We start from the raw sequence: 21051 nt of genomic DNA on the forward strand, positions 1-21051 counted from the left end.
CGTCGTCCTGGCGAAAGCCAGGGTTTAGTTAGGCGAAAATTGATAATTACGAGTCTTCGCCAAACCACTCCCTGGGGTAATGGGTCATGGATCTGCGCTTCGCTTGTCCAGGACGACACCGAATTCGTCAGGCAAGCATCGCACCCATGACATCCGCGTGATTGACCTGCTTGAGCGCGAGCGGCACGTTGACTCAACGTCCTCTCGCTCCCAGCGCAGTCCCATCCCCATGTTCACCATCGCCAGCCTCTGGATTCCCTTTACCGTCATTGCCGCGCTCGGCCAGGTCGCGCGCAATGCGATGCAGCGGTCGCTGACGAAGCCGCTGGGGACCTGGGGCGCAACCAATATCCGCTTCCTGTTCGGCTTTCCGTTCTCGCTGCTTTTCCTGGCGGTGGTGCTGGTCGCCACCGGCGATCATCTCGACATGCCGCCCGGTGTGTTCTGGCCGTGGCTCCTGCTCGGCGCGCTCAGCCAGATCGTCGCGACCGGCCTGATGCTGCTCGCCATGAACGACCGCTCCTTCGTGGTGACGACGGCCTATTTGAAAACCGAGGCGATCCAGACCGCCATCTTCGGCTTCGTCTTCCTCGGCGATCATCTGACATGGCTGAAGGTGCTTGCGATCGTGATCGCGACAATCGGCGTCGTCATCACCGCGCTGCGGCCCGGCGGCGAGAAGAGCTTTGCCGAATTGAAGCCGACCATCACCGGCCTCGTCGCGGCCGCGGCCTTCGCGCTCTCTGCGGTCGGCTTCCGCGGCGCCATCATCAACGTGCCTGATGTCTCGTTCGTGACTGCGGCATCGTTCACGCTGGTGCTCGGCCTGTTCGTGCAGACGCTGATCCTGACGGTCTATCTGCTCTGGCGGGCGCCAAAAGTGCTTCAGTCGATCCTGAGGCTTTGGAAGCCATCGCTGCTCGCCGGCTTCATGGGCGCCTTCGCCTCGCAGTTCTGGTTCCTAGCGTTCGCGCTGACGGCCGCCGCCAATGTCCGCACCCTCGCTTTGATCGAGGTGCTGTTCGCGCAAGGCGTGGCGTACTATTCGTTCAAGCAGCCGATCGCGCCGCGCGAGATTATTGGCATCGCGCTGATCGTGGTCGGCGTGGCGGTGTTGGTGGGAGTCTAATTCCGGTCTTCCGGCAGCGTCGGCAGCGGCGACACCTCGATGCCTTCGTCGATCAGCGACTTGGCCTCGTCGGGCGAGGCCTCGCCATAGATCGGACGGTGCTCCTTGTCGCCGTAATGCATCGCGCGGGCTTCGGTGGCGAATCGCTCGCCGACATTGTCGGCGTTCTTCACGATGTGATCGCGCAGCTCTTTGAGCTTGGCGCGCAGCTCGCGCTCCTGCGCCATCAACAGCGAGGTCGGTGCGGATTGCGCAGCTTCGGGCGCGGTCATCGTGGCGGTGGGCTCAGGCGGCGGCGTGGCGCGTCCGCGGCCCTTCTTGCCGACGATGCGCGGCGCCATGATCGCCTTGTCGACCTTGGCCGAGCCGCAAATCGGACAGGTCACGAGCTTGCGCTTCACCTGCTGGTCGTACGCGGCCGAGCTCTGGAACCAACTCTCGAAGTCGTGGCTCCGGTGGCAGCGGAGCGCGTAGCGGATCATGCCGATCCCCGCACCAGGTGCAGATGGTCCGGCCCCGCCTTGGGGTCGGCGACGCCGAAGCGGCGGCCGTGCTGGAGTGAGGGGATCGCGCGGCGCGCGGTCTCGACCTTGGCCGGATCGATTTTTGCCATGATGATGCCGGGCTCGACATCGCCTTCGGCGAGAATCTCGCCCCAGGGATCGATGATGAGCGAATGGCCATAAGTCTCGCGCTTGTTCTCGTGCAGGCCTGCCTGCGCCGCGGCGAAGATGAAGCAACCGGTCTCGATCGCGCGCGCACGCAACAATACGTGCCAATGCGCCTCGCCGGTCTTGCGGGTAAAGGCCGAGGGCACCGTGATGAAGTACGCGCCGCTTTCGGCCAGCGCGCGGTAGAGCGCGGGGAAGCGCACGTCATAACAGATCGTCAGGCCGACGCGGCCCCAGGGCAGGTCAGAGATCACGGCCGTCTCGCCCGGCTGGTAATTGGCGGATTCGCGATAGCTCTCGCCGTCAGGCAGCTCGATATCGAACATGTGGATCTTGTCGTAGCTCGCGAGCACATTGCCCTCGGGCCCGATCAGGAACGAGCGGTTGACCGCTTTCTCGTTCGAAAAGCGCAGCGCCAGCGAGCCGACATGGATGTGGATCTTCAGTTCCGCCGCGAGCGCCCGGTACGCCCTCAGCGAGCTGTCGTCGTCTTGGCTCTGGAGGTGCTCGAACAGGGCCTTGCGGTTGAGCTGCATCATGTTGCTGACTTCGGGCGTCTGCACGTAGTCGGCGCCATTGGCTGCAGCTTGGCGGATCAGCCTGGTGGCCTGCGCGAGGCTCGGCTCGGGCATCAGGCCGGTGCGCATCTGCACCATCGCCGCCGTGAAAGTCCTGTTGTCGCTCATGACTCCGCCTTGACGCTCTCGAACATGGCGTCGAGCTTGCCTTCGCGATCGAGCGCGTAGAGCTCGTCGCAGCCGCCGACATGGTTCCCGCCGATCCAGATCTGCGGGAAGGTCGAGCCCTCGCCGGCGCGATCGTACATCTCCTGGCGCCAGGACGGGTTCTTGGCGATATCGAACTCCGTGAACGTCGCCTTCTTGCGGGTCAGCAGCGACTTGGCGGCGGAACAATAGCCGCAGCCCGGCCTCGTGTAGATCTCGACAGCAGCGGTCATCTTGTCTAGCGCTCTCATGTCATGAATTCATTGAATTATATGGGACTTCACCGGCTCTCGACAACCCGGGCAAACACCAGCACGTCCACTTGCGCCGCTTTGGCCCGGAGCAGGGCCCGCGCACAGGCATCCAGCGTCGCGCCCGACGTCAGGACGTCGTCGATGAGGACAATGCGCCGACCTTGAACGTCCGCCTGGCGGTCGGGGGATACCTGGAATGCGCCCTGCACATTGGTAGCGCGCTGGGCCCGCGACAGGCCGATCTGCTGCTCGGTCGCGCGTACCCGGCGCAGCACCTCAGCCTTCGCCTTCACTCCGCTCTGCCGCTCGATGATCCGCGCCAGCGCCCCGGACTGGTTGTAGCGGCGGCGCCACGCCCTTCGCCAATGCAGGGGAACGGGCACCAGCATGTCGGCTTCGGCGAGCAGTTCGCCGCCCGCGCGCGCCATCCAGCGGCCCATGGCGGGCGCCAAATCCGTCCGGTCCTGGTATTTCAGCGCATGCACCAGGGTGCGCGCGACGTCGTCATAACGCACCGCGGCGCGCGCCCGCTGGTAGGCCGGCGGGCTCGCGATCGCCTCCATCGACAGCATGTCGGGCCCGGGATCGTACACAAAGGGAATGCCGAGCCGCGGGCAGTAGGGCCGTTCGATGAACGACAGCCGCGCCCAGCACGCCGCGCACACGCCCTCGCCGTCGACCGGCTCGCGGCAGGACACGCACAGTGTCGGCAGCGCAACGTCGAGCGCAAGCCTTGGCAGATGCGCCATCACACTGCGGCAGGCCTGAAGTGCGCCGCGCAAATGGCTGGAAATGGAGCGTGGTGGTGATGCCTCGGCGTCCATTGGGCAAGGCTAGCGCCGTCCTGCGCCACGCTCAAGTCAATGGGCTGTTCTCGTCCGCGCCCGGCCTACGGCTCTTTCGGCAGCACGGGCCGGAAAAACGATCGCTCATAACGGCGAAAGCAGCGCGTTTGCCTTGCGAACTCGATCGCTTTCTGGACGTCCGGATCTTCGGCGCTGGCCTTCCGATATTGTTCGTACGCCGCGAAGCTCGGGAAGCTGAACATCGCGAGGGCGACGTCGCTGGCGCCTTCCGATGGCAGGAAGTACCCGTGGTGGATGCCGCCGAATCTTGGCACTAGTTCCAGCCACATCCTGCCATAGGCTTCGAATTCGGCGAGCTTGTCCGGGGGGATCTCGTATCGCAGATAACAGGTGATCATCGTTTGACGCTCCGGCGCCGCGGGCCTGGTGCGGATTGCTAGTTTGGAACACGGGGGCCGGTGTCGGCTCCATGAGGCAAGGCTAGCGCCGCGCGCAGTGGATTGCCAGAACCAGCATGATCGGCGTAACCAGCGGCATGGCTCAAGACCCACAAACCCCGCCCGCTTTGTTCGATCGTGCCTTGCTGCGCGCGCGACAGCGCCGCGCGCAGGCGCAAGGTGCCGCGAGCTTCCTGCTGGATCGGGTCGCCGAGGACATCTCCGACCGGCTGGCCGCGGTGATGCGAGAGTTTCACACAGCGGCCGATCTCTGGACGCCCGGCGAGGGTCTCGCGGTGCTGCGCGCGCGACTGCCCTCGATCGAGCGCATTGAGCTCGATGCGTCGGGTGCGGAGAAGCTGCCCTTTGTACCGGAGAGCCTCGATCTCGTGGTCTCGGCGCTGGCGCTGCAATTCGCCAACGATCTGCCGGGTGTGCTCGCGCAGATCCGTCGCGCGCTGAGGCCGGACGGGCTGCTGCTGGCGGCGATGATCGGCGGCGACAGCCTGACCGAGCTGCGCCAGGCCTTTGCCGCCGCGGAGGCCGAATGCGAGGGCGGCGTATCGCCGCGAGTCGCACCGTTCGCCGATCTGCGCGACGTTGGCGCGCTGTTGCAGCGGGCGGGGTTTGCGCTGCCGGTCACCGATGTCGACCGCGTCGTGGTGCGCTACGCCAACGCGTTCGCGCTGATGCAGGATATCAGGCGCATGGGCGCCGCCAATGTGCTGATCGAGCGGCGACGCACGCCGAGCCGGCGATCGACGCTGCTGCGGATGGCTGAAATCTACGCGGAACGCTTTGCCGACGCCGACGGCCGCATCCGTGCGACATTCGACATCATCTGGCTTTCCGGCTGGGCGCCGCATGCGAGCCAGCAGCAGCCGCTCAAGCCTGGATCAGCGAAGGCGAGCCTGGCGGAAGCGGTGAAGAAGGCCGGAGGGACGTAAGCTCTCTCCGCCGTCATGGCCGGCATGCCGTCCGAAGGACGGCGTCGCTTCCGCTCGCCTATGTCCCGGCCATCCACGCCTCTCGGTTCAGCACGAAGATCGTGGATGCCCGGGACAAGCCCGGGCATGACGCCGAGAGTGTGGTGCCCGCTTCGAATTCACATCAACAAATCAATCAAATGCGGGATCAGCGGAATGTCCGCGGGCGGCATGGGATAGTCGCGCAGCTTGTTGGCGCGAACCCAGGCCAGGGCCTGGCCTTCGCGCGGCGTGACCTGTCCCTCCCAGCGCCGGCAAATGAAGAGCGGCATCAGGAGGTGGAAGGTCTCGTAGCCGTAGCTCGCGAACGTCAGCGGCGCCAGACAGGGTTCGGCGACGGTGATGCCGAGCTCCTCGTGGAGTTCGCGGATCAGGCTCTGTTCCGGCCGCTCGCCGGGCTCGCACTTGCCGCCGGGAAATTCCCAAAGGCCGGCCAGCGTCTTGCCCTCGGGGCGCTGCGCGATCAGGACGCGCTTGTCGGCGTCGACCAGGGCGCAAGCCACCACGAGCGTCAGTTTGAGATCAGCCATGCCTGGAATTCCGCTCGCTGAAGGATCATCCGCAACGGTTCGTTAACCCTGTTACGGCCCATGTTTCCGAGGTCTCCATAAGTCATATTTAATCCACGGTTCCTAGAGTGGACACGCTGAAACCATTTCGGGCCAGATCCATGCGCGCTGAGTGTCGTACCATCTTCCGTCGGTTCCTTCGCGACCGGCGCGGCAATGTCGCGGTGATCTTCGCAATCTGCTGCGTCCCCCTGATCACGTTCATCGGCACCGCGATCGACTACTCCCGCGCGACGCAGGTCCGGGCCAAGCTTCAGGGCGCGGCTGACGCGGCCAGCGTCGGTGCGCTCGCCAAGGCATCGCCGGGGTTTGCCGCCGCGGGCTCGATGACCACGGACGGCACGATCACGGCCGGCGTCGACGACGCCCAGAAAATCTTCGATGCCAATCGCGCCAACCTGACCGGCTATACGCTCGACAGCGTCACCCCGACCGTCGTCAAGACCGGCTCGACCATAAACTCGACCGTCTCGTTCACCGCCACCATCAACACCATGTTTCTCGGCCTGATCGGCAAGACCACACTGACCATGAGCGGCACGTCGTCGTCGACGGCCAATATGCCGCTCTATGTCGACTTCTATCTCCTGCTGGACAATTCTCCGTCGATGGGCGTCGCAGCGACACCGACCGACATAACGAAATTGCAGGGAAAGACGGGTGGATGTGCATTCGCGTGTCACGACACCACCAAGGCCGCCGGCACAAGCAACTACGACATCGCCAAAGCAAACGGCATCACGACCCGAATTGACGTGGTGCGCCAGGCGAGCGCGAACCTGATGGACACAGCCCAGAACACGCAGACCTATTCGAACCAGTTCAGAATGGCGATCTACGATTTCGGCGCTTCGTCAGCGACGATCGGATTGAGAAATCTGTTCGCGCTGTCGTCGAGCCTGAGCTCCGCCAAGACTGCGGCGGGAAACATCGACCTGATGGCGGTCGCCGGTCAGAATGACTCGTATACTAAAGACAAAGATACTCCCTTCACCACGATTTTTCCCGCGATCAATAGCGCAATCGCCTCGCCGGGAGCCGGCACATCCGCGTCACCGCTGAAATATCTGTTTTTTGTATCCGATGGGGTCGCTGACGAAACCAACTCAGGCACGACGATGTGTAGTGTCTCGTCTTCTTCGTATCCTCTCGCGTCATCGAATCGCTGTCAGTCGCCGATCAATCCGGCGCTCTGCACGGCCATCAAGGACCGCGGTATCAAGATCGCGGTGCTGTACACGACGTATCAACCACCTACCGACACCTGGTACACCACCTGGATCTCGCCCTTTAACCCCGGGCCGTGGGGGCCGTCTCCGAACAGCAAGATCGCGCAGAACATGCAGAGCTGCGCTTCGCCGGGATTCTATTTCGAGGTCAGCCCCACCCAGGGCATTTCGGAAGCGATGAACGCGCTGTTCAAGAAGGCACTCGCGGATGCGCGGATCTCGGGGTGATTTTGATCACCCCGCCCGCTTGCGGGTCAAGCGGACTCACCGCGAGTCCGGCTACGACCTGTAATCCCCGTTGATCGCGACATACTCCTTGGTGAGGTCGCAGGTCAGCACGCGGTCGCGGCCCTTGCCGAGGCCGAGCGAGACCTTGATCGCGATCTCCGGCGCCTTCATCGCTTCCGACACCTGCGCCTCGTCATAGGACGGATCTCGCGCGCCGCTCTTGGCGACGCGGATACCGTTGAACGAGATCGAGAGCTTGTCGCGGTCAGCCGGCTCGCCGGCCTTGCCGACCGCCATCACCACGCGGCCCCAATTGGCGTCCTCGCCGGCGATTGCGGTCTTCACCAGCGGCGAGTTCGCGATCGACATCGCGATCTTGCGCGCCGAGGCCTTGGTCTTGGCACCCTCGACGGTGATCTCGACCAGCTTGCGGGCGCCTTCGCCGTCGCGGGCCACCTGCTCGGAAAGATTGGCGAGCACCTGGTTGAAGGCCTTGACGAAGGCTTTCAGGCGCGGGTCGGTGGCGCGACTGATCTTCGGCGCGCCGTGTTCCGCAGCAGCACCGGTGGCAAAGGCCAGCAGCGTGTCCGAGGTCGAGGTGTCGCCGTCAATCGTGACCGCGTTGAAGGTGTCCTCGACGCCGCTTTTGAGCAGCGCCTGCAGCGCGGCAGGCGCGATCGGTGCGTCGGTGAAGATGAAGGACAGCATCGTCGCCATATCGGGCGCGATCATGCCGGCACCCTTGGCCATGCCATTGATGGTGACCTTGGCTTTGCCGAGCTTCACGGTCGCGGTCCCGACCTTCGGGAAGGTGTCGGTGGTCATGATCGCCTTGGCGGCCGCCAGATAATCGCCGGCCTCGGCGGTTTCCGCGAGCCGACCGAGCACGCCATCGAACTTGCTCGCATCCAGCGGCTCGCCGATCACGCCGGTCGAGGCCAGGAAGATCTCACCCTCGGTGCATCCGACGGCCTTGGCCGCGATCTTCGCGGTCAGTGCCGTGGAGCTGCGGCCGGTCTTGCCGGTGAAGGCATTGGCGTTGCCGGAATTGACCACCAACGCGCGGGCCTTGCCGCCTTTCAGCTTGGCGCGGCACCATTCCACCGGCGCGGAGGGACATTTCGACTTGGTGAAGACGCCTGCGACCGCGGTGCCCTTGTCCATCACCGCCAGCAGCACGTCGGTGCGGTTCTTGTAGCGAATGCCGGCTTCGGCCGTCGCGAGACGGACCCCCGCGATCACGGGCATGTCGGGAACGTGTTTCGGGGCGAGGGGGGAAACGGAGGAGGACATCGGGGCGCCTTTGTGGGATCTGGACATGCAGATGCCCGGCGCGGGGGCCGGGCATCACAAAGGCTTAGATACTCTTCACGTCACCGAAGTGACAGCGAATTCTTACTTCTTCGCCGGGGGCGCCATCTTGCTGTCGGACGGCTTGGCGTCAGCCGGCTTGGCCGCATCGGCCGGCTTGGCGTCCTTTGCCGCATCCGCCGGCTGGTCCAGCCGCTCGACCTTGGCTTCCGCGCGCAGCTTGGCGACGTAATCGGCCTGGGCCTTGCGGGTGACATACTGCTCGATCTGCGCCTTGACCTGCTCGAAGTCCGGCGCCTTGCGGCTGCGCTTTTCCTCGACCTTGATGACGTGCCAGCCGAACTGCGACTTCACGGGGTCGGAGATCTTGCCCGGCTCGAGCGCGAAGGCGACCGCCGAGAATTCCGGCACCATCTGCTCCTTGGTGAAGAAGCCGAGGTCGCCGCCGTCGGCCGAGCCCGGATCCTTGGACTTCTTCTTGGCGAGTTCGGCGAAATCGGCGCCCTTGTCGAGTTCGGCCTTCACCGCCTTGGCCTCGTCCTCGGTCTCGACCAGGATGTGGCGGGCGTGCACTTCCTGCTCGCCGGTGATCTGCTTGGAGGCCTCCTCATAGACCTTCTTCATGGCATCCGGGGTGGTGGCGGCCTTGCCCTCGCCGGCGAGCAGGCTGTCCATCAGCAGGCGGTTGCGGGCGAACGCGAGCCGCTTTTTGAACTCCTCGCCCTCGGCGAGCTTCTTGTCCTCGGCGGCCTTGCCGACGATCTTCATGTCGATCAGGAAGGACAGGACGTTCTCGTCCTTGGTCGCCGGGTCCATCTGGGCGAGGCTCGGCCCGAGTTCCTCTTCGGCCATGGCGACGTCGCTCTTCTTGATTTCCGCGCCATTGACCTTCGCCAGCACCGGATCGTCGGCAGCCCGGCCGGGACCCGCGATCAGCGCCAGCGCAAGGCAGCCCACGAGGGCGGTGGCGAGGCCGAAGCGCAGGCCGGTTCTGGTTACCGGGAACGAGGTGGTCATGGAAAATCCTTTTGTTGAAGCAGGGGGCTGCTCGAGCGGGGCGGACACTCGCCCAATTCAGGGGGCCTTGGCAACGCGAAAAGTCTGTCAAAATGATGAATTAGCCGCAATGCACCCGCCGTTGACAAGGCCCTGACCGGGCCATATCTCTGCCCGGTCGCGTCCATGCGATGGCGTTTATTTTGCTGCGTTTTTGGCCGTTGAACCCAGACTTGCCCAACTCCCACCCATATGGCGGATGGACCCCCCGCAGACGGGGCTCTGGCGCCCAGCAGGCGTCACGGTGAGTTGATAGGCAGGCGGGTGACAACCTCTTGGCTGCAACGCGAACGCGGTTGAATCGCGAACACAGGAACTAAGCATGATCGGCGCGCTCGCCCGCAAGTTTTTCGGCTCCGCCAACGACCGGCGGGTGAAGGGATATCAGTCCCGCGTCAACGCGATCAACGCGCTGGAGCCCGAGGTCTCGAAACTCTCCGACGAGGCACTCAAGGCCCGCACCGTCGAGTTCAGAAAGCAGCTCGCCGAGGGCAAGACCCTGGACGACCTGCTGGTCCCCGCTTTCGCCACGGTCCGTGAAGCCGCCAAGCGCACGCTCGGCCAGCGCCATTTCGATGTCCAGCTGATCGGCGGCATGGTGCTGCACGAGGGCGACATCGCCGAGATGAAGACCGGCGAAGGCAAGACCCTGGTCGCAACGCTCGCGGTCTACCTCAACGCGCTCGCCGGCAAGGGCGTCCACGTCGTCACCGTCAACGATTACCTCGCCCGCCGTGACTCCGCCTGGATGGGCCAGATCTACGGCTTCCTCGGCCTGACCACCGGCGTGATCGTGCACGGCCTCGACGATTCCGAGCGCAAGATGGCCTATGCCTGTGACATCACCTACGGCACCAACAACGAATACGGCTTCGACTATCTGCGCGACAACATGAAGTACCGGCTCGAGGACATGGTCCAGCGGCCGCACTTCTACGCCATCGTCGACGAAGTCGACTCCATCCTGATCGACGAAGCGCGCACGCCGCTGATCATCTCCGGCCCGCTCGACGACCGCTCCGACTTCTACAACACCATCGACGGCTTCCTGCCCAAGCTCGACAAGTCCGACTACGACGTCGACGAGAAGCAGCGTACGGTGACGCTGACCGAAGCCGGCATGGAGAAGATCGAGACGCTGCTGCGCGATGCCGGCCAGCTCAAGGGTGAATCGCTCTACGACGTCGAGAACGTTTCCGTCGTGCACCACATCAACCAGGCGCTGCGCGCCCACACGCTGTTCACGCGCGACAAGGACTACATCGTCCGCGACGACGAGGTCGTCATCATCGACGAGTTCACCGGTCGCATGATGCAGGGCCGCCGCTATTCGGAAGGCCTTCATCAGGCGCTGGAAGCCAAGGAGCACGTGCAGGTCCAGCCGGAAAACCAGACGCTGGCCTCGATCACCTTCCAGAACTATTTCCGGATGTACGAAAAGCTCGCCGGCATGACCGGCACGGCGCTGACCGAAGCCGACGAATTGTTCGACATCTACAAGCTCGAGGTCGTGGAGATCCCGACCAATTTGCCGGTCGCCCGTCTCGACGAGGACGACGAGGTCTATCGCACCCAGAACGAGAAATACGCCGCGATCCTGGCCGAGATCGAGCGCGCCAATGCGCGGCTGCAGCCGGTGCTGGTCGGCACCGCCTCGATCGAAAAGTCGGAAGTGATCGCCGAATATCTCAAGAAGCACGGCTATCGGCAGATCGATTTCGGCAACGAAAATTCGATGCAGAAGCTGTACGCGGCGGCCCGCGCCGGCAAACCGGCAAAGCTGTTCGCGGTGCTGAATGCGCGCTTCCACGAGCAGGAAGCCTACATCGTCGCGGAAGCCGGCGTCCCCGGCGCGATCACGATCGCGACCAACATGGCCGGCCGCGGCACCGACATCAAGCTCGGCGGCTCGCTGGAAATGCGCATCCAGCAGGAGGCCGCTTCGATCGAGGACGAGGCCGAGAAGGCCTTGAAGATCGAGCAGATCAAGGCCGACATCGAGCACTTCCGCGACATCGTGCTGAAGGCCGAGGAAGAGGTCGAGATCGAGCCCGCGAAGGGTTCGAAGCCCGCCAAGACCGTGAAGAAGCCCGGCGGCCTCTACATCATGGGCTCCGAGCGCCACGAATCCCGCCGCATCGACAACCAGCTCCGCGGCCGCTCCGGCCGTCAGGGCGATCCCGGCCGCTCGAAATTCTTCCTGTCGCTGGAAGACGATCTGATGCGCATCTTCGGCTCGGATCGCCTCGACAGCATGTTGCAGCGTCTCGGCCTGCAGGAGGGCGAGGCCATCATCCATCCCTGGATCAACAAGGCGCTCGAAAAGGCGCAGCAGAAGGTCGAGGCGCGCAACTTCGATATCCGCAAGAATTTGCTCAAGTTCGACAACGTCCAGAACGACCAGCGCAAGGTGATCTTCGACCAGCGCGTCGACCTGATGAAGGACGACAGCGTCGCCGAGACCGTCGCCGACATGCGCCACGCCTTCATCGACGACCTCGTCGCCAAGCACGTGCCCGAGCATGCCTATGCCGAGCAGTGGGACGTCGCGGGCCTGAAGGAAGAGCTCAAGCGCGTGCTCGATCTCGACCTGCCGGTCGAGGACTGGGCCAAGGAAGAGGGCATCGCCGACGAGGAGCTGCTCACGCGCATCGAGACCCGCGCCGACGAGCACATGGCCGCAAAGGTCGCGCAATGGGGTCCCGACGTGATGCGTTACGTCGAGAAGACCATCCTGCTGCAGACGCTCGACCATCTCTGGCGCGAGCATCTGATCATGCTCGACCATCTGCGCCAGGTCATCGGCCTGCGCGGCTACGGCCAGCGCGATCCGCTGCAGGAGTACAAGACCGAGGCGTTCAACCTCTTCCAGGAGATGAGCGCGCATCTGCGCGAGGCCGTCACGGCGCAGCTGATGCGGGTCGAGATCGTGCCGCCGGAGCAGGAAGCCCCGGGGCTGCCGCCGATGGAAGCGCACAAGTTCGACCCGAACACCGGCGAGGACGAAATGGCGCTCGCGAGCGTCACGCTCGGAGCGCAGGCCACCGACGCGGCGTTGCGCGATCCCAAGAACCCGGCAAGCTGGGGCAAGATCGGCCGCAACGAGGATTGCCCCTGCGGCTCAGGCAAGAAGTACAAGCACTGCCACGGGCGGTACGCTTAGCGATCAGGTGTGAGGTGCGACGTCGGCGCCTCACATTCCACTGTCGTCGCCCGGTTTAGCCAGGCGACCCAGTACGCCACGGCTTCTCGGTTCAATCACGTCAGTCTCTGGAATACTGGATCGCCCGATTAAATCGGGCGATGACATCGAGTATGGGGCGCGCGGCTCCATCTCCTTCGCCGGGACGACCGTGTGGAGAGAGCTTGCTAAACACGCCAGCTCAATTCGAGCTGTCGATCAAGCTCTCCAGCAGCCGCTTCAATTCGCTCGTCGATTTGTCGCCGTAGCTCTCGAGGATGTGCTCTTCCTGGTCGACCGCGAGCGAGTTGAGCTTCTTGCTCAGCACCTTGCCGCGATCGGAGATGAACATCAGGACCTTGCGGCGGTCGTTCGGGTCCTGCACGCGGTAGACCAGCGTGTCCGAGACCATGCGATCGATCATCTTGGTCAGCGTCGGATGGTTGAGCAGCACGGCATCCGCGAGCTCTCCCATCGAATGGCCGTTGCCATCCGACAGGACTTTCAGAATGCGCCACTGCTCGACGGGCACGCCTTCCTTGCTCAACCGCAGTTCGAGCTGCCGGTTGATCTCCCGGTTGGCTTGCGCGAGCAGATACGCGAGGTGTTCGGTGATCGGGGTGTTCGGTTTTGCCACGGCTAAGACTTTGTCTTGACCCAAATGAGTGAATGTCTTGCAATCGATGCTGCATCTATATGCACTTCAATTCTTGAATATTCAATATTTTCAAAATAGGATATTGCCCAACAATAGGGCGGGTGCCGCGGCCGCCTGCTGAATGAGCTTTCAAGTCTGGTATCAGACAGGAGTTGGCGTGCGCGCGACGGTAAACTTCCCGGCTCACGGCGGTCCGGCGTTACCGCCGTCCTTGCTGTTCAGGAATCTGTCGCCCGCGGCAGCGGATTTCGACCTGTCGCCGGCTGATGCGCATTTCATGAAGCGCCGCGGCGCACACAACAAGCTCCGCATCGGGGGCTTCATTTGCTGCACCGGCTCGCCCGGTGTCTGGGGCCCGTGCGCGACAAGCAGCGCGCAGCTCGCGGTCGCCGAGATCAACAAGCGCGGCGGCATTCTCGGGCGCGAGATCGAGCTTTCGATCTACGATGCCGGCGGGCCGCTCGACGGGATTCTGAGCCGCGCCGAGCAGGCGATCGCTTCCGATGAGATCGACCTCATCGTGGGACTGCATACCAGCGCGGTGCGTGTGGCGCTGCGCAAGGTTACGACCCGCCACCGTATCCCCTACATCTATACGCCCGTCTACGAGGGCGGCGAGCAGACGCCGGGTGTCATGGCGATCGGCGAGACGCCGCGCTGGCAGAGCCGCCCCTCCATCCACTGGCTTGCCGACGTCAAGAAGGCGGCGCGCTGGTACCTGATCGGCAGCGATTATGTCTGGCCCTGGCAGTCGCACCGCGCGGTGAAGCGCTACATCAAGGAGGCCGGCGGCCATGTCGTCGGCGAAGAGTTCGTTCCCCTCGGCGAAGACAACCACGAGCCGCATCTGGAGCGCATCCGTGCCGCGAGGCCTGACGTCGTCCTGATCTCGTTGATCGGCACCGACAGCATCACGTTCAATCGCGCGTTCGGCGAATGCGGCCTCGGCGCCACGACGCTGCGGCTGGCCGGGGCGATGGACGAGACCGTGCTGCTCGGAATCGGCGCCGACAACAGCGAAAATCTGTTCTGTGCCTCCGGCTATTTCCCGGGCATCGGATCGCGGGCCAACGACGACTTCCAGAGCCGCTATCGCGCGATGTTCGGACCGAACGGCCCCCCGATCGGCTCGCTCGGTCAATCCAGCTATGAGGGACTGCGCTTCCTTGAGGCCGTGGCAAACAAGGCGGGCACGTTGGCGATGGGGCCCATGCTCGCGGCCGGCCGCAACATCGTCTATGGCGGCGCGCGCGGTCCCGTCACCGTCAGGAACGGTCATACCCGGATGCAAATGTATCTCGCCGGCGCGGATGGCCTCGATTTCAAGCTGATCAAACCGATCTGACGCCGGCGCCCCATCTGCAAACGCCCGAATCCAAAATAATACTTGAAAAGGAAAATATTTCCGTCTGTAATATCGAGGTAGAGCCGAGGGGCGCGCGCCGCACACGCGCGCCAATGAGGCTCCAATGCCAGGGATTCCAATTCCAGGGATCAAGAAGCCTTTGAGGAGAGCGCCGTGACAGTTGTCCTTCCCACGCCAGCCCAATTGCGCAGTGTCGCCGACCAGTGCGGCCTTTCGCTGACCGACGACGATGTCGCCTCGTTCCGCGGTCTGATGCAGGGCTCGATCGAGGCCTACAATCTCGTCGGAGCCATGCCGGACGAGGTGCCGGAGGTCAAATATCCGCGCACGCCGGGCTATCGGCCCTCGCCGGAAGAGAACCCGCGCAACGCCTGGTATCGCAAGTCGACCGTGAAGGGTGCGGCGAGCGGCAAGCTCAAGGGCAAGACGGTCGCCCTGAAAGACAACATCATGCTCGCCGGCGTTCCCATGATGAACGGCTCGGCGACGCTCGAAGGCTACGTCCCCGATTTCGACGCCACCATCGTCACCCGCATGCTCGATGCCGGCGCCGAGATCGCCGGAAAAGTTCATTGCGAATCCTTCTGCATGTCCGGCGGCAGCCACACCAATGCGGTCGGCGCCGTCCACAATCCGCACAAGATGGGCTATTCGGCCGGCGGCTCGTCGTCAGGCAGCGGCGTCGTCGTCGCGCTCGGCGAGGTCGACATGGCGATCGGCGGCGACCAGGGCGGTTCGATCCGCATGCCGTCCTCGTTCTGCGGCACTTATGGCATGAAGCCGACCTGGGGCCTCGTGCCCTACACCGGCATCATGCCGATCGAGGTGTTCGTCGACCACACCGGCCCGATGACGGCGACCGTCGCCGACAACGCGCTGCTGCTGGAGGTGCTGGCCGGTGACGACGGCTACGATCCCCGCATCAAGGCGCCCAAGGTCGAGGAGTACACCAAGGCGCTCGGCCAGGGCGTCAAGGGCATGAGGATCGGCATCCTCAAGGAAGGCTTTGAGCAGGCGACGGCCGAAGCCGCCGTCAACGAGAGCGTGCGGGAGGCCGCAAAGCGTTTCAAGGATCTGGGCGCCACGGTCGAGAACGTTTCGATCCCGATGCATCTCATGGGCCCCGCGATCTGGACGCCGATCGGCACCGAGGGCATGACCCAGACCATGATGTATGGCGACGGTTATGGGCTGAGCCGATCCGACCTCTATTCGACCACTCTGATGGATTTCCATCGGGGCTGGCGCCGGCAGGCGGATTCTCTGTCCGAGACCACAAAGCTGTTCCTGCTGCTCGGCACCTACATCAACAACACGTTTGGTCCGCGCTATTACGGCAAGGCTCTCAACATTTCCCGACGCCTGACCGCGGCTTACGACAAGGCCTTCAAAGACTACGATTTGCTGCTGCTGCCGACGACGCCGATGAAGGCGACGAAGCTGCCGGAGCCCACGGCCAGCCGCGAAGACTATGTCGCGCGTGCGCTGGAGATGATCTCCAACACCGCGCCGTTCGACATCACCCATCATCCGGCGATGTCGCTGCCCTGCGGCATGGTCGACGGCCTGCCCGTCGGCCTGATGCTGGTCGGCCGCATGTTCGAGGAATCCACCATCTACCGGGCTGCCCACGCCTTCGAGCAGATCGGCGACTGGAAGAAGATGTGAGCGAGGCATTGATGCGGGCCAACGGAACAGGGAAGCGTTTTCGGACGCGTCAAGACAACGAGCCGGAGCCCCGTTCCGATTCCTTCGGAACGGGAAAGGCTCCGGCGCATGGCTAACGCGTTCGTCGCGGCGTTCGAGATCCTGAGCTTCGGCGCGATCATCGTCCTGATCGTGCTGGGGCTCGGGATCATCGCCAGCATGATGGGCATCTTCAACTTCGCGCAGGGCGAGTTCGTCCTGCTCGGGGCCTACATCACCTATCTCGCCTACGCCAAGGGGCTGCCGATCTGGGCCGGCATGGTCGCCGCACCATTCATTGTCGGCGCGCTCGGCTTCGTGCTGGAGGCGCTGATCATCCGACGCTTCTACGCAGCCCCCATCGTCGCCATGCTCGGCACCTATGCGCTCGGCCTGATCATCCGCGAATCCGTGCGCGGCTTGATCGGCGGCTTCTATCTCACCGTGCCGGAGCCGATCGGCGGCTCGATCGATATCGGTGCCATGCACATCTCCGCCTGGCGCTTCACCATCATCATCATCACGGCGCTGGTGATGGGCGGCTGCTATCTGCTGCTGGCGCGCACCAGCTTCGGCCTGCGCGTGCGCGCTACCCTGGAAAATCCTTCGCTGGCCCGCGCCTCCGGAATCTCCACGCCGCTGATCTACGGCGCCACCTTTGCGTTCGGCGCGGCGCTTGCCGGCCTTGCCGGCGCACTGATCGTGCCGGTGTTCAGCCTGTTCGCCGATCTCGGCCTGCGCTTCCTGATCCAGGGCTTTGTCGCGGTCATGGTCGGCGGCGTCGGCTCCTTCATCGGGCCGGTCGCGGGCGCCGGCGTCATCGGCACGCTCAGCGCCGCGCTGCCCTGGGTGATGGCGCCCGTCGTGGCCGATGTCCTCGTCTTCGTTCTCGCCATCGTCTTCATCAAATTCCGGCCGCAGGGCCTCATTGCTGGAAAAGGGGTTTAGTCACATGTCCGATCGTTCTCAGCTCTCCCGTCGCCGGTTCCTTTCGAATCTCGCCTTTGCCTCCGGTGCAGTCGCAACCGGCGTCGGCGGTTGGGTGATCCCGGCGCCCTGGGCCAATGCGGCCGAAGCCCCGATCAAGGTCGGCATCGCCACCGACCTCACCGGGCCGATTGCCTACGCCGGCAATGCCGACGCCAACGTCGCCAAGATGGTGATCAAGGAGATCAACGCCGGCGGCGGTCTGCTCGGCCGCCCGCTCGAGCTCTTTATCGAGGACACCGCCTCGAACGAATCCGTCGCGGTCGGCAACGTCCGCAAGCTGATCCAGCGCGACAAGGTCGACATGGTATTGGGCGGCATCACCTCGTCGATGCGCAACGCCATCAAGGACCCGATCGTCGCGCGCGGCAAGACGCTCTACATCTATCCGCAGCTCTACGAAGGCAAGGAGTGCACGCCTTATCTGTTCTGTACCGGGCCGACGCCGGCGCAGCAGTGTGACGAGTTCATTCCCTGGCTGATCAAGAACGGCGGCAAGAAGTTCGCGCTGCCGAGCGCCAACTATGTCTGGCCGCACACACTCAACGTCTACGCCCGCAAGGTGATCGAGGCCAACGGCGGCGAGGTCGTGTTCGAGGAATACTATCCGCTTGACCAGGTCGACTTCTCCTCGACCGTCAACCGCATCATCTCCAACAAGGTCGACGTCGTCTTCAACACCGTCATCCCGCCCGGCGTCGGTCCGTTCTTCAAGCAGCTCTACGAGGCCGGCTTTCTCAAGAATGGCGGACGGCTGGCCTGCGTCTACTATGACGAGAACACGCTCAACATCAATCAGGCGGCCGAGATCGAGGGTCTCGCCAGCTGTCTCGATTATTTCAAGGTGCTCACCAAGGAGAACCCGTTCGACGCAAAAATCCAGGCGGCCTACGAGAAGGATTTCCCGGGCAACTTCCTGTTCGCTGCCGGCAGCGCCGCCACCGGCACCTATCGCGGCCTGAAACTGTGGGAAGCCGCCGTCAAGGAAGCCGGCAAGGTCGATCGCGACTCGGTCGCCGCTGCGCTCGATCATGCCAAGATCGCCGAAGGTCCCGGCGGACCTGCCGAGATGGTGCCGGGCAAGCGCCACTGCAAGATGAAGATGTACACCGCTGTCGCCAAAGGCGGGAACTACGAGATCGTCGGACGCAGCGACGGACTCGTCGATCCCAAGGAATGCTAGAGTCGAATGCCGAAAGCGATGGGCGCAGTAAAGCAGGCAGTCCCCGCTGAGATCAGCGGGGAGCAGAACGTTGCCATGGTTGAACACGGATCAGCAGGGCAAGCCGGTTCGGCGCGGAAAATCCTGCCGATCGTGGAGGGCGTCGTGCTCGTCGCGGCGCTGCTCGCGCCGCTGGTGCTGCAGGACTACCTCACGGTGTTCGCGACGCGCGTGATCATCCTCGCGCTGTTCGCGCTGTCATTCGACCTGGTGTGGGGCTATGCCGGCATCATGAGCTTCGGCCAGGCGCTGTTTTTCGGCTCGGCCGGCTATGGCGTGGCGCTGCTCGCGCGCGATCTCGACATTACCAACATCTTCCTGGTGCTGCCCGCGGGCACCATGATCGGGCTCACCTTTGCGCTACTGCTGGGCGGCTTCCTGCTGCTTGGACGGCATCCCTCCAGCGTGATCTTCGTCTCGCTGGGCACGCTGACCGGATCCTACGCCGCCGATCGGCTTGCGCGCGGCTGGTACTATCTCGGTGGCCAGAACGGCATCCCCTCGATCTCCTCGATGACGCTCGGCAGTTACGAGTTCTCGGAAGGGCCGCCGTTCTATTATCTCGTGCTTGGCCTGCTCGTCGTGGTCTATCTCCTCTGCCGCTTTCTGGTGCGCTCGCAGTTCGGGTTGGCGCTCGCGGGATTGCGCGAGAACGAGCAGCGCATCGCCTTTTTCGGCTACAAGGCGCAGCATCTGAAGGCGATCATTTTTGCGATCGGAGGCGCAGTGGCCGGCCTCGCCGGCAGCCTCTATGCCTTCCACGAAGGTTTCGTCTGGCCCAACATGGTCGGCGTCGTGGTCTCGACGCAAGTGGTGCTCTATGTGCTGTTCGGCGGCTCCGGCACGCTGATCGGCGCCGTCATCGGTGCCGTCATCGTCGAGGGCGTCAGCTTCTGGCTCTCGGACAATTACCGCGAGGTCTGGCCGATCATCCTTGGCGTGCTGCTCCTGCTGGTGATTCTGTTCCGGCCGCTCGGCCTGATCAGCTTCGTGCTCGGCGAGCGCGAGCGGGTCGGCAGCTTTGGTGGCAAATCCAGGAAGACCGCGAAGGAGAAGCGCGATGCCGCTCCTTGAAGCCACCGGCGTCAAGAAGATCTTCGGGAAGCTCACCGCGCTCGACGGCGCCGCGCTGACCGTCGGCGAGAACGAGTTTCACGGCCTGATCGGCCCGAACGGCTCCGGCAAGAGCACGCTGATGAAGTGCATCGCCGGCGCCGAGGTGCCGACACAGGGCAAGGTCTCCTTCGTCAACGCCGATATCACCGCGTTCACGCCGACCGAGCGTGCCCGCGCCGGTATGAGCTTGAAATTTCAGATCACATCCGTGCTGCCGACGCTGACGCTCTACGACAACATTCTGCTCGCGCTGCAGGCGCAATCCTCGCTGTTCGATCTCGTGTTCTCGCGCACGCGCGGGCTCTTGCACGATCAGGTCATGACCATGCTGACGCAATTTCGCCTCGCCAACCGCGCTTTCGACGCGGCGGCGGCGCTGTCGCACGGCCAGCAGCAATGGCTGGAGATCGCGATGGCGCTGGCCTGCAAGCCGAAGCTTCTGCTGCTGGACGAGCCGACCGGCGGCATGAGCCTGGAGGAGCGCCGCGTCACCGGTGAATTGCTGCAGCCGATCAAAAAACATTGCTCGCTGGTCATCGTCGAGCACGATCTCGATTTCATCCGCGACATCTGCGATCGTCTCACCGTGCTCGACCAGGGCAAGGTGCTGGCGTCCGGCACGGTGTCGGAGATCCAGGCCAACAAGGCCGTCCAGGAGATCTATTTGCGCCGTGCCTGAATTTTTGGACATCAAGCATCTCGACGCCGGCTATGGTCGCAGCCAGGTCCTGTTCGACGTCAACCTCGGCATTCCCTGGCGCGGCGGTGTCGCCGTGCTGGGCCGCAACGGCGCCGGCAAGACCACGCTGATGAAGACCATCGTCGGCGAACTGCCGCCGTGGAAGGGCGAGGTCGCCTTCGATGGCCGCGACGTCAGCCGCCGCGCGACCCAGGAGCGCGTGCGCGCCGGCATCGGCTACGTGCCGCAGGAGCATTCGGTGTTCGCGCGCCTGTCGGTGCGCGACAATCTCGCGGTCGGGTCGCTCGCGAGCAGGAAAGCCGACGCGGTCGAGCACGTGCTGACCATCTTCCCAAAGCTCGGCCAGCGCCTCGACCAGCCCGCCGGCACGCTTTCCGGCGGCGAGCGCAAGATGCTCGCCATCGGCCGCGCCATGCTGGGCGATCCAAAACTTCTTCTGCTCGACGAGCCGACCGAAGGCGTCTGGATCGGCGTAATCGAGGAGATCACCGAGCGCCTGATCGAGCTTGCGAAAACCATCGCCGTCATCATCGTCGAGCAGCACCTCGACCTCGCGCTCCGCGTCGCCGATTACGCCTACGTGCTGGACCGCGGCCGCGTCGCGCTGCAAGGCGAAGCGGGCGAGGTGAGGGGCAATCCGGAGCTGCTGCGGTATCTGGCGCCCTAGGGCGCGCGTGAAGCGCATCGCTCTCACACCGAGCTCGGCTGTCATGCCCCGCGAAGGCGGGGCATCC

General features: G+C 64.1%; 20 protein-coding genes. 11 read left to right on the forward strand and 9 right to left on the reverse strand.

What is annotated here, in order from left to right:
- Nucleotides 1-229: 229 nt before the first annotated feature.
- Nucleotides 230-1129 carry an EamA family transporter gene (locus tag RX329_RS02675; RefSeq protein WP_085357827.1) on the forward strand — a complete coding sequence of 300 codons (900 nt, stop codon included), beginning with the start codon at nt 230-232 and terminating at the stop codon, nt 1127-1129.
- Here the strand turns inward: RX329_RS02675 and RX329_RS02680 are convergent.
- The 5 genes from RX329_RS02680 to RX329_RS02700 form a co-directional block, all read right to left on the reverse strand.
- Nucleotides 1126-1611, reverse strand: a complete 486-nt coding sequence (locus tag RX329_RS02680) for a DUF1178 family protein (protein ID WP_085357825.1) — start codon at nt 1609-1611, stop codon at nt 1126-1128. The genes RX329_RS02675 and RX329_RS02680 overlap by 4 nt on opposite strands.
- Nucleotides 1608-2486: a carbon-nitrogen hydrolase family protein gene (locus RX329_RS02685; RefSeq protein WP_085357823.1), complete on the reverse strand. Its 879-nt coding sequence runs from the start codon at nt 2484-2486 to the stop codon at nt 1608-1610. Before RX329_RS02685 ends, RX329_RS02680 begins: the two co-directional genes overlap by 4 nt.
- A complete protein-coding gene (gene grxC, locus RX329_RS02690; RefSeq protein ID WP_085357821.1) occupies nt 2483-2758 on the reverse strand; it encodes a glutaredoxin 3 in 276 nt (91 codons plus the stop codon). The genes RX329_RS02685 and grxC overlap by 4 nt, the downstream gene beginning before the upstream one ends.
- A gap of 47 nt (nt 2759-2805) precedes the next feature.
- Nucleotides 2806-3603 (reverse strand): ComF family protein, encoded by a 798-nt coding sequence (locus tag RX329_RS02695; RefSeq protein ID WP_085357819.1) that lies wholly within the window; start codon nt 3601-3603, stop codon nt 2806-2808.
- Nucleotides 3604-3668: 65 nt separating this feature from the next.
- Nucleotides 3669-3983: an NIPSNAP family protein gene (locus tag RX329_RS02700; RefSeq protein WP_085348368.1), complete on the reverse strand. Its 315-nt coding sequence runs from the start codon at nt 3981-3983 to the stop codon at nt 3669-3671.
- A 116-nt stretch (nt 3984-4099) separates the two neighbouring features.
- Here RX329_RS02700 and RX329_RS02705 point away from each other — a divergent pair, with 116 nt between their 5' ends.
- Nucleotides 4100-4969 carry a methyltransferase domain-containing protein gene (locus tag RX329_RS02705; RefSeq protein ID WP_085357817.1) on the forward strand — a complete coding sequence of 290 codons (870 nt, stop codon included), beginning with the start codon at nt 4100-4102 and terminating at the stop codon, nt 4967-4969.
- A 158-nt stretch (nt 4970-5127) separates the two neighbouring features.
- On the opposite strand, the gene RX329_RS02710 is transcribed toward RX329_RS02705, so the two are convergent.
- Nucleotides 5128-5538 carry a (deoxy)nucleoside triphosphate pyrophosphohydrolase gene (locus RX329_RS02710; protein ID WP_085348366.1) on the reverse strand — a complete coding sequence of 137 codons (411 nt, stop codon included), beginning with the start codon at nt 5536-5538 and terminating at the stop codon, nt 5128-5130.
- 140 nt (nt 5539-5678) lie between these two features.
- Between RX329_RS02710 and RX329_RS02715 the strand changes: the two genes are divergently transcribed.
- Nucleotides 5679-7034 (forward strand): TadE/TadG family type IV pilus assembly protein, encoded by a 1356-nt coding sequence (locus tag RX329_RS02715; protein ID WP_085357815.1) that lies wholly within the window; start codon nt 5679-5681, stop codon nt 7032-7034.
- Nucleotides 7035-7085: 51 nt separating this feature from the next.
- Here RX329_RS02715 and argJ read toward each other — a convergent pair whose 3' ends face one another.
- On the reverse strand, nt 7086-8327 hold the full coding sequence (gene argJ, locus RX329_RS02720; RefSeq protein WP_085357813.1) for a bifunctional glutamate N-acetyltransferase/amino-acid acetyltransferase ArgJ: 1242 nt from the start codon (nt 8325-8327) through the stop codon (nt 7086-7088).
- 102 nt (nt 8328-8429) lie between these two features.
- Nucleotides 8430-9362: a peptidylprolyl isomerase gene (locus RX329_RS02725; protein ID WP_018452911.1), complete on the reverse strand. Its 933-nt coding sequence runs from the start codon at nt 9360-9362 to the stop codon at nt 8430-8432.
- Between the two features lie 361 nt (nt 9363-9723).
- Here RX329_RS02725 and secA point away from each other — a divergent pair, with 361 nt between their 5' ends.
- Nucleotides 9724-12564, forward strand: coding sequence for a preprotein translocase subunit SecA (gene secA / locus RX329_RS02730; RefSeq protein ID WP_317245501.1), 2841 nt, complete (start codon nt 9724-9726; stop codon nt 12562-12564).
- A gap of 220 nt (nt 12565-12784) precedes the next feature.
- Here secA and RX329_RS02735 read toward each other — a convergent pair whose 3' ends face one another.
- Complete coding sequence (locus tag RX329_RS02735; protein ID WP_007599198.1) at nt 12785-13219, reverse strand: MarR family winged helix-turn-helix transcriptional regulator; 435 nt, start codon at nt 13217-13219, stop codon at nt 12785-12787.
- Nucleotides 13220-13397: 178 nt separating this feature from the next.
- On the opposite strand from RX329_RS02735, the gene RX329_RS02740 reads away from it, so the two are divergent.
- The 7 genes from RX329_RS02740 (at nt 13398) to RX329_RS02770 (ending at nt 20984) form a co-directional block, all read left to right on the forward strand.
- Nucleotides 13398-14585 (forward strand): substrate-binding domain-containing protein, encoded by a 1188-nt coding sequence (locus RX329_RS02740; protein WP_085384113.1) that lies wholly within the window; start codon nt 13398-13400, stop codon nt 14583-14585.
- Nucleotides 14586-14759: 174 nt separating this feature from the next.
- On the forward strand, nt 14760-16274 hold the full coding sequence (locus RX329_RS02745) for an amidase (protein ID WP_085351652.1): 1515 nt from the start codon (nt 14760-14762) through the stop codon (nt 16272-16274).
- Between the two features lie 108 nt (nt 16275-16382).
- Nucleotides 16383-17240, forward strand: coding sequence for a branched-chain amino acid ABC transporter permease (locus RX329_RS02750; protein WP_085351651.1), 858 nt, complete (start codon nt 16383-16385; stop codon nt 17238-17240).
- Nucleotides 17241-17244: 4 nt separating this feature from the next.
- Complete coding sequence (locus RX329_RS02755) at nt 17245-18462, forward strand: substrate-binding protein (RefSeq protein WP_085358862.1); 1218 nt, start codon at nt 17245-17247, stop codon at nt 18460-18462.
- A gap of 6 nt (nt 18463-18468) precedes the next feature.
- Nucleotides 18469-19575 (forward strand): branched-chain amino acid ABC transporter permease, encoded by a 1107-nt coding sequence (locus RX329_RS02760; RefSeq protein ID WP_085358860.1) that lies wholly within the window; start codon nt 18469-18471, stop codon nt 19573-19575.
- Nucleotides 19562-20296: an ABC transporter ATP-binding protein gene (locus tag RX329_RS02765; protein ID WP_085358858.1), complete on the forward strand. Its 735-nt coding sequence runs from the start codon at nt 19562-19564 to the stop codon at nt 20294-20296. The genes RX329_RS02760 and RX329_RS02765 overlap by 14 nt, the downstream gene beginning before the upstream one ends.
- Entirely contained in the window at nt 20289-20984 is a 696-nt protein-coding gene (locus tag RX329_RS02770) for an ABC transporter ATP-binding protein (RefSeq protein ID WP_085358856.1), read from the forward strand. The genes RX329_RS02765 and RX329_RS02770 overlap by 8 nt, the downstream gene beginning before the upstream one ends.
- The last annotated feature ends 67 nt before the right edge of the window (nt 20985-21051 follow it).

Origin of the sequence: Bradyrhizobium sp. BWC-3-1 (assembly GCF_032917965.1) — a bacterium.
Taxonomy (GTDB): Bacteria; Pseudomonadota; Alphaproteobacteria; order Rhizobiales; family Xanthobacteraceae; genus Bradyrhizobium; species Bradyrhizobium canariense_D.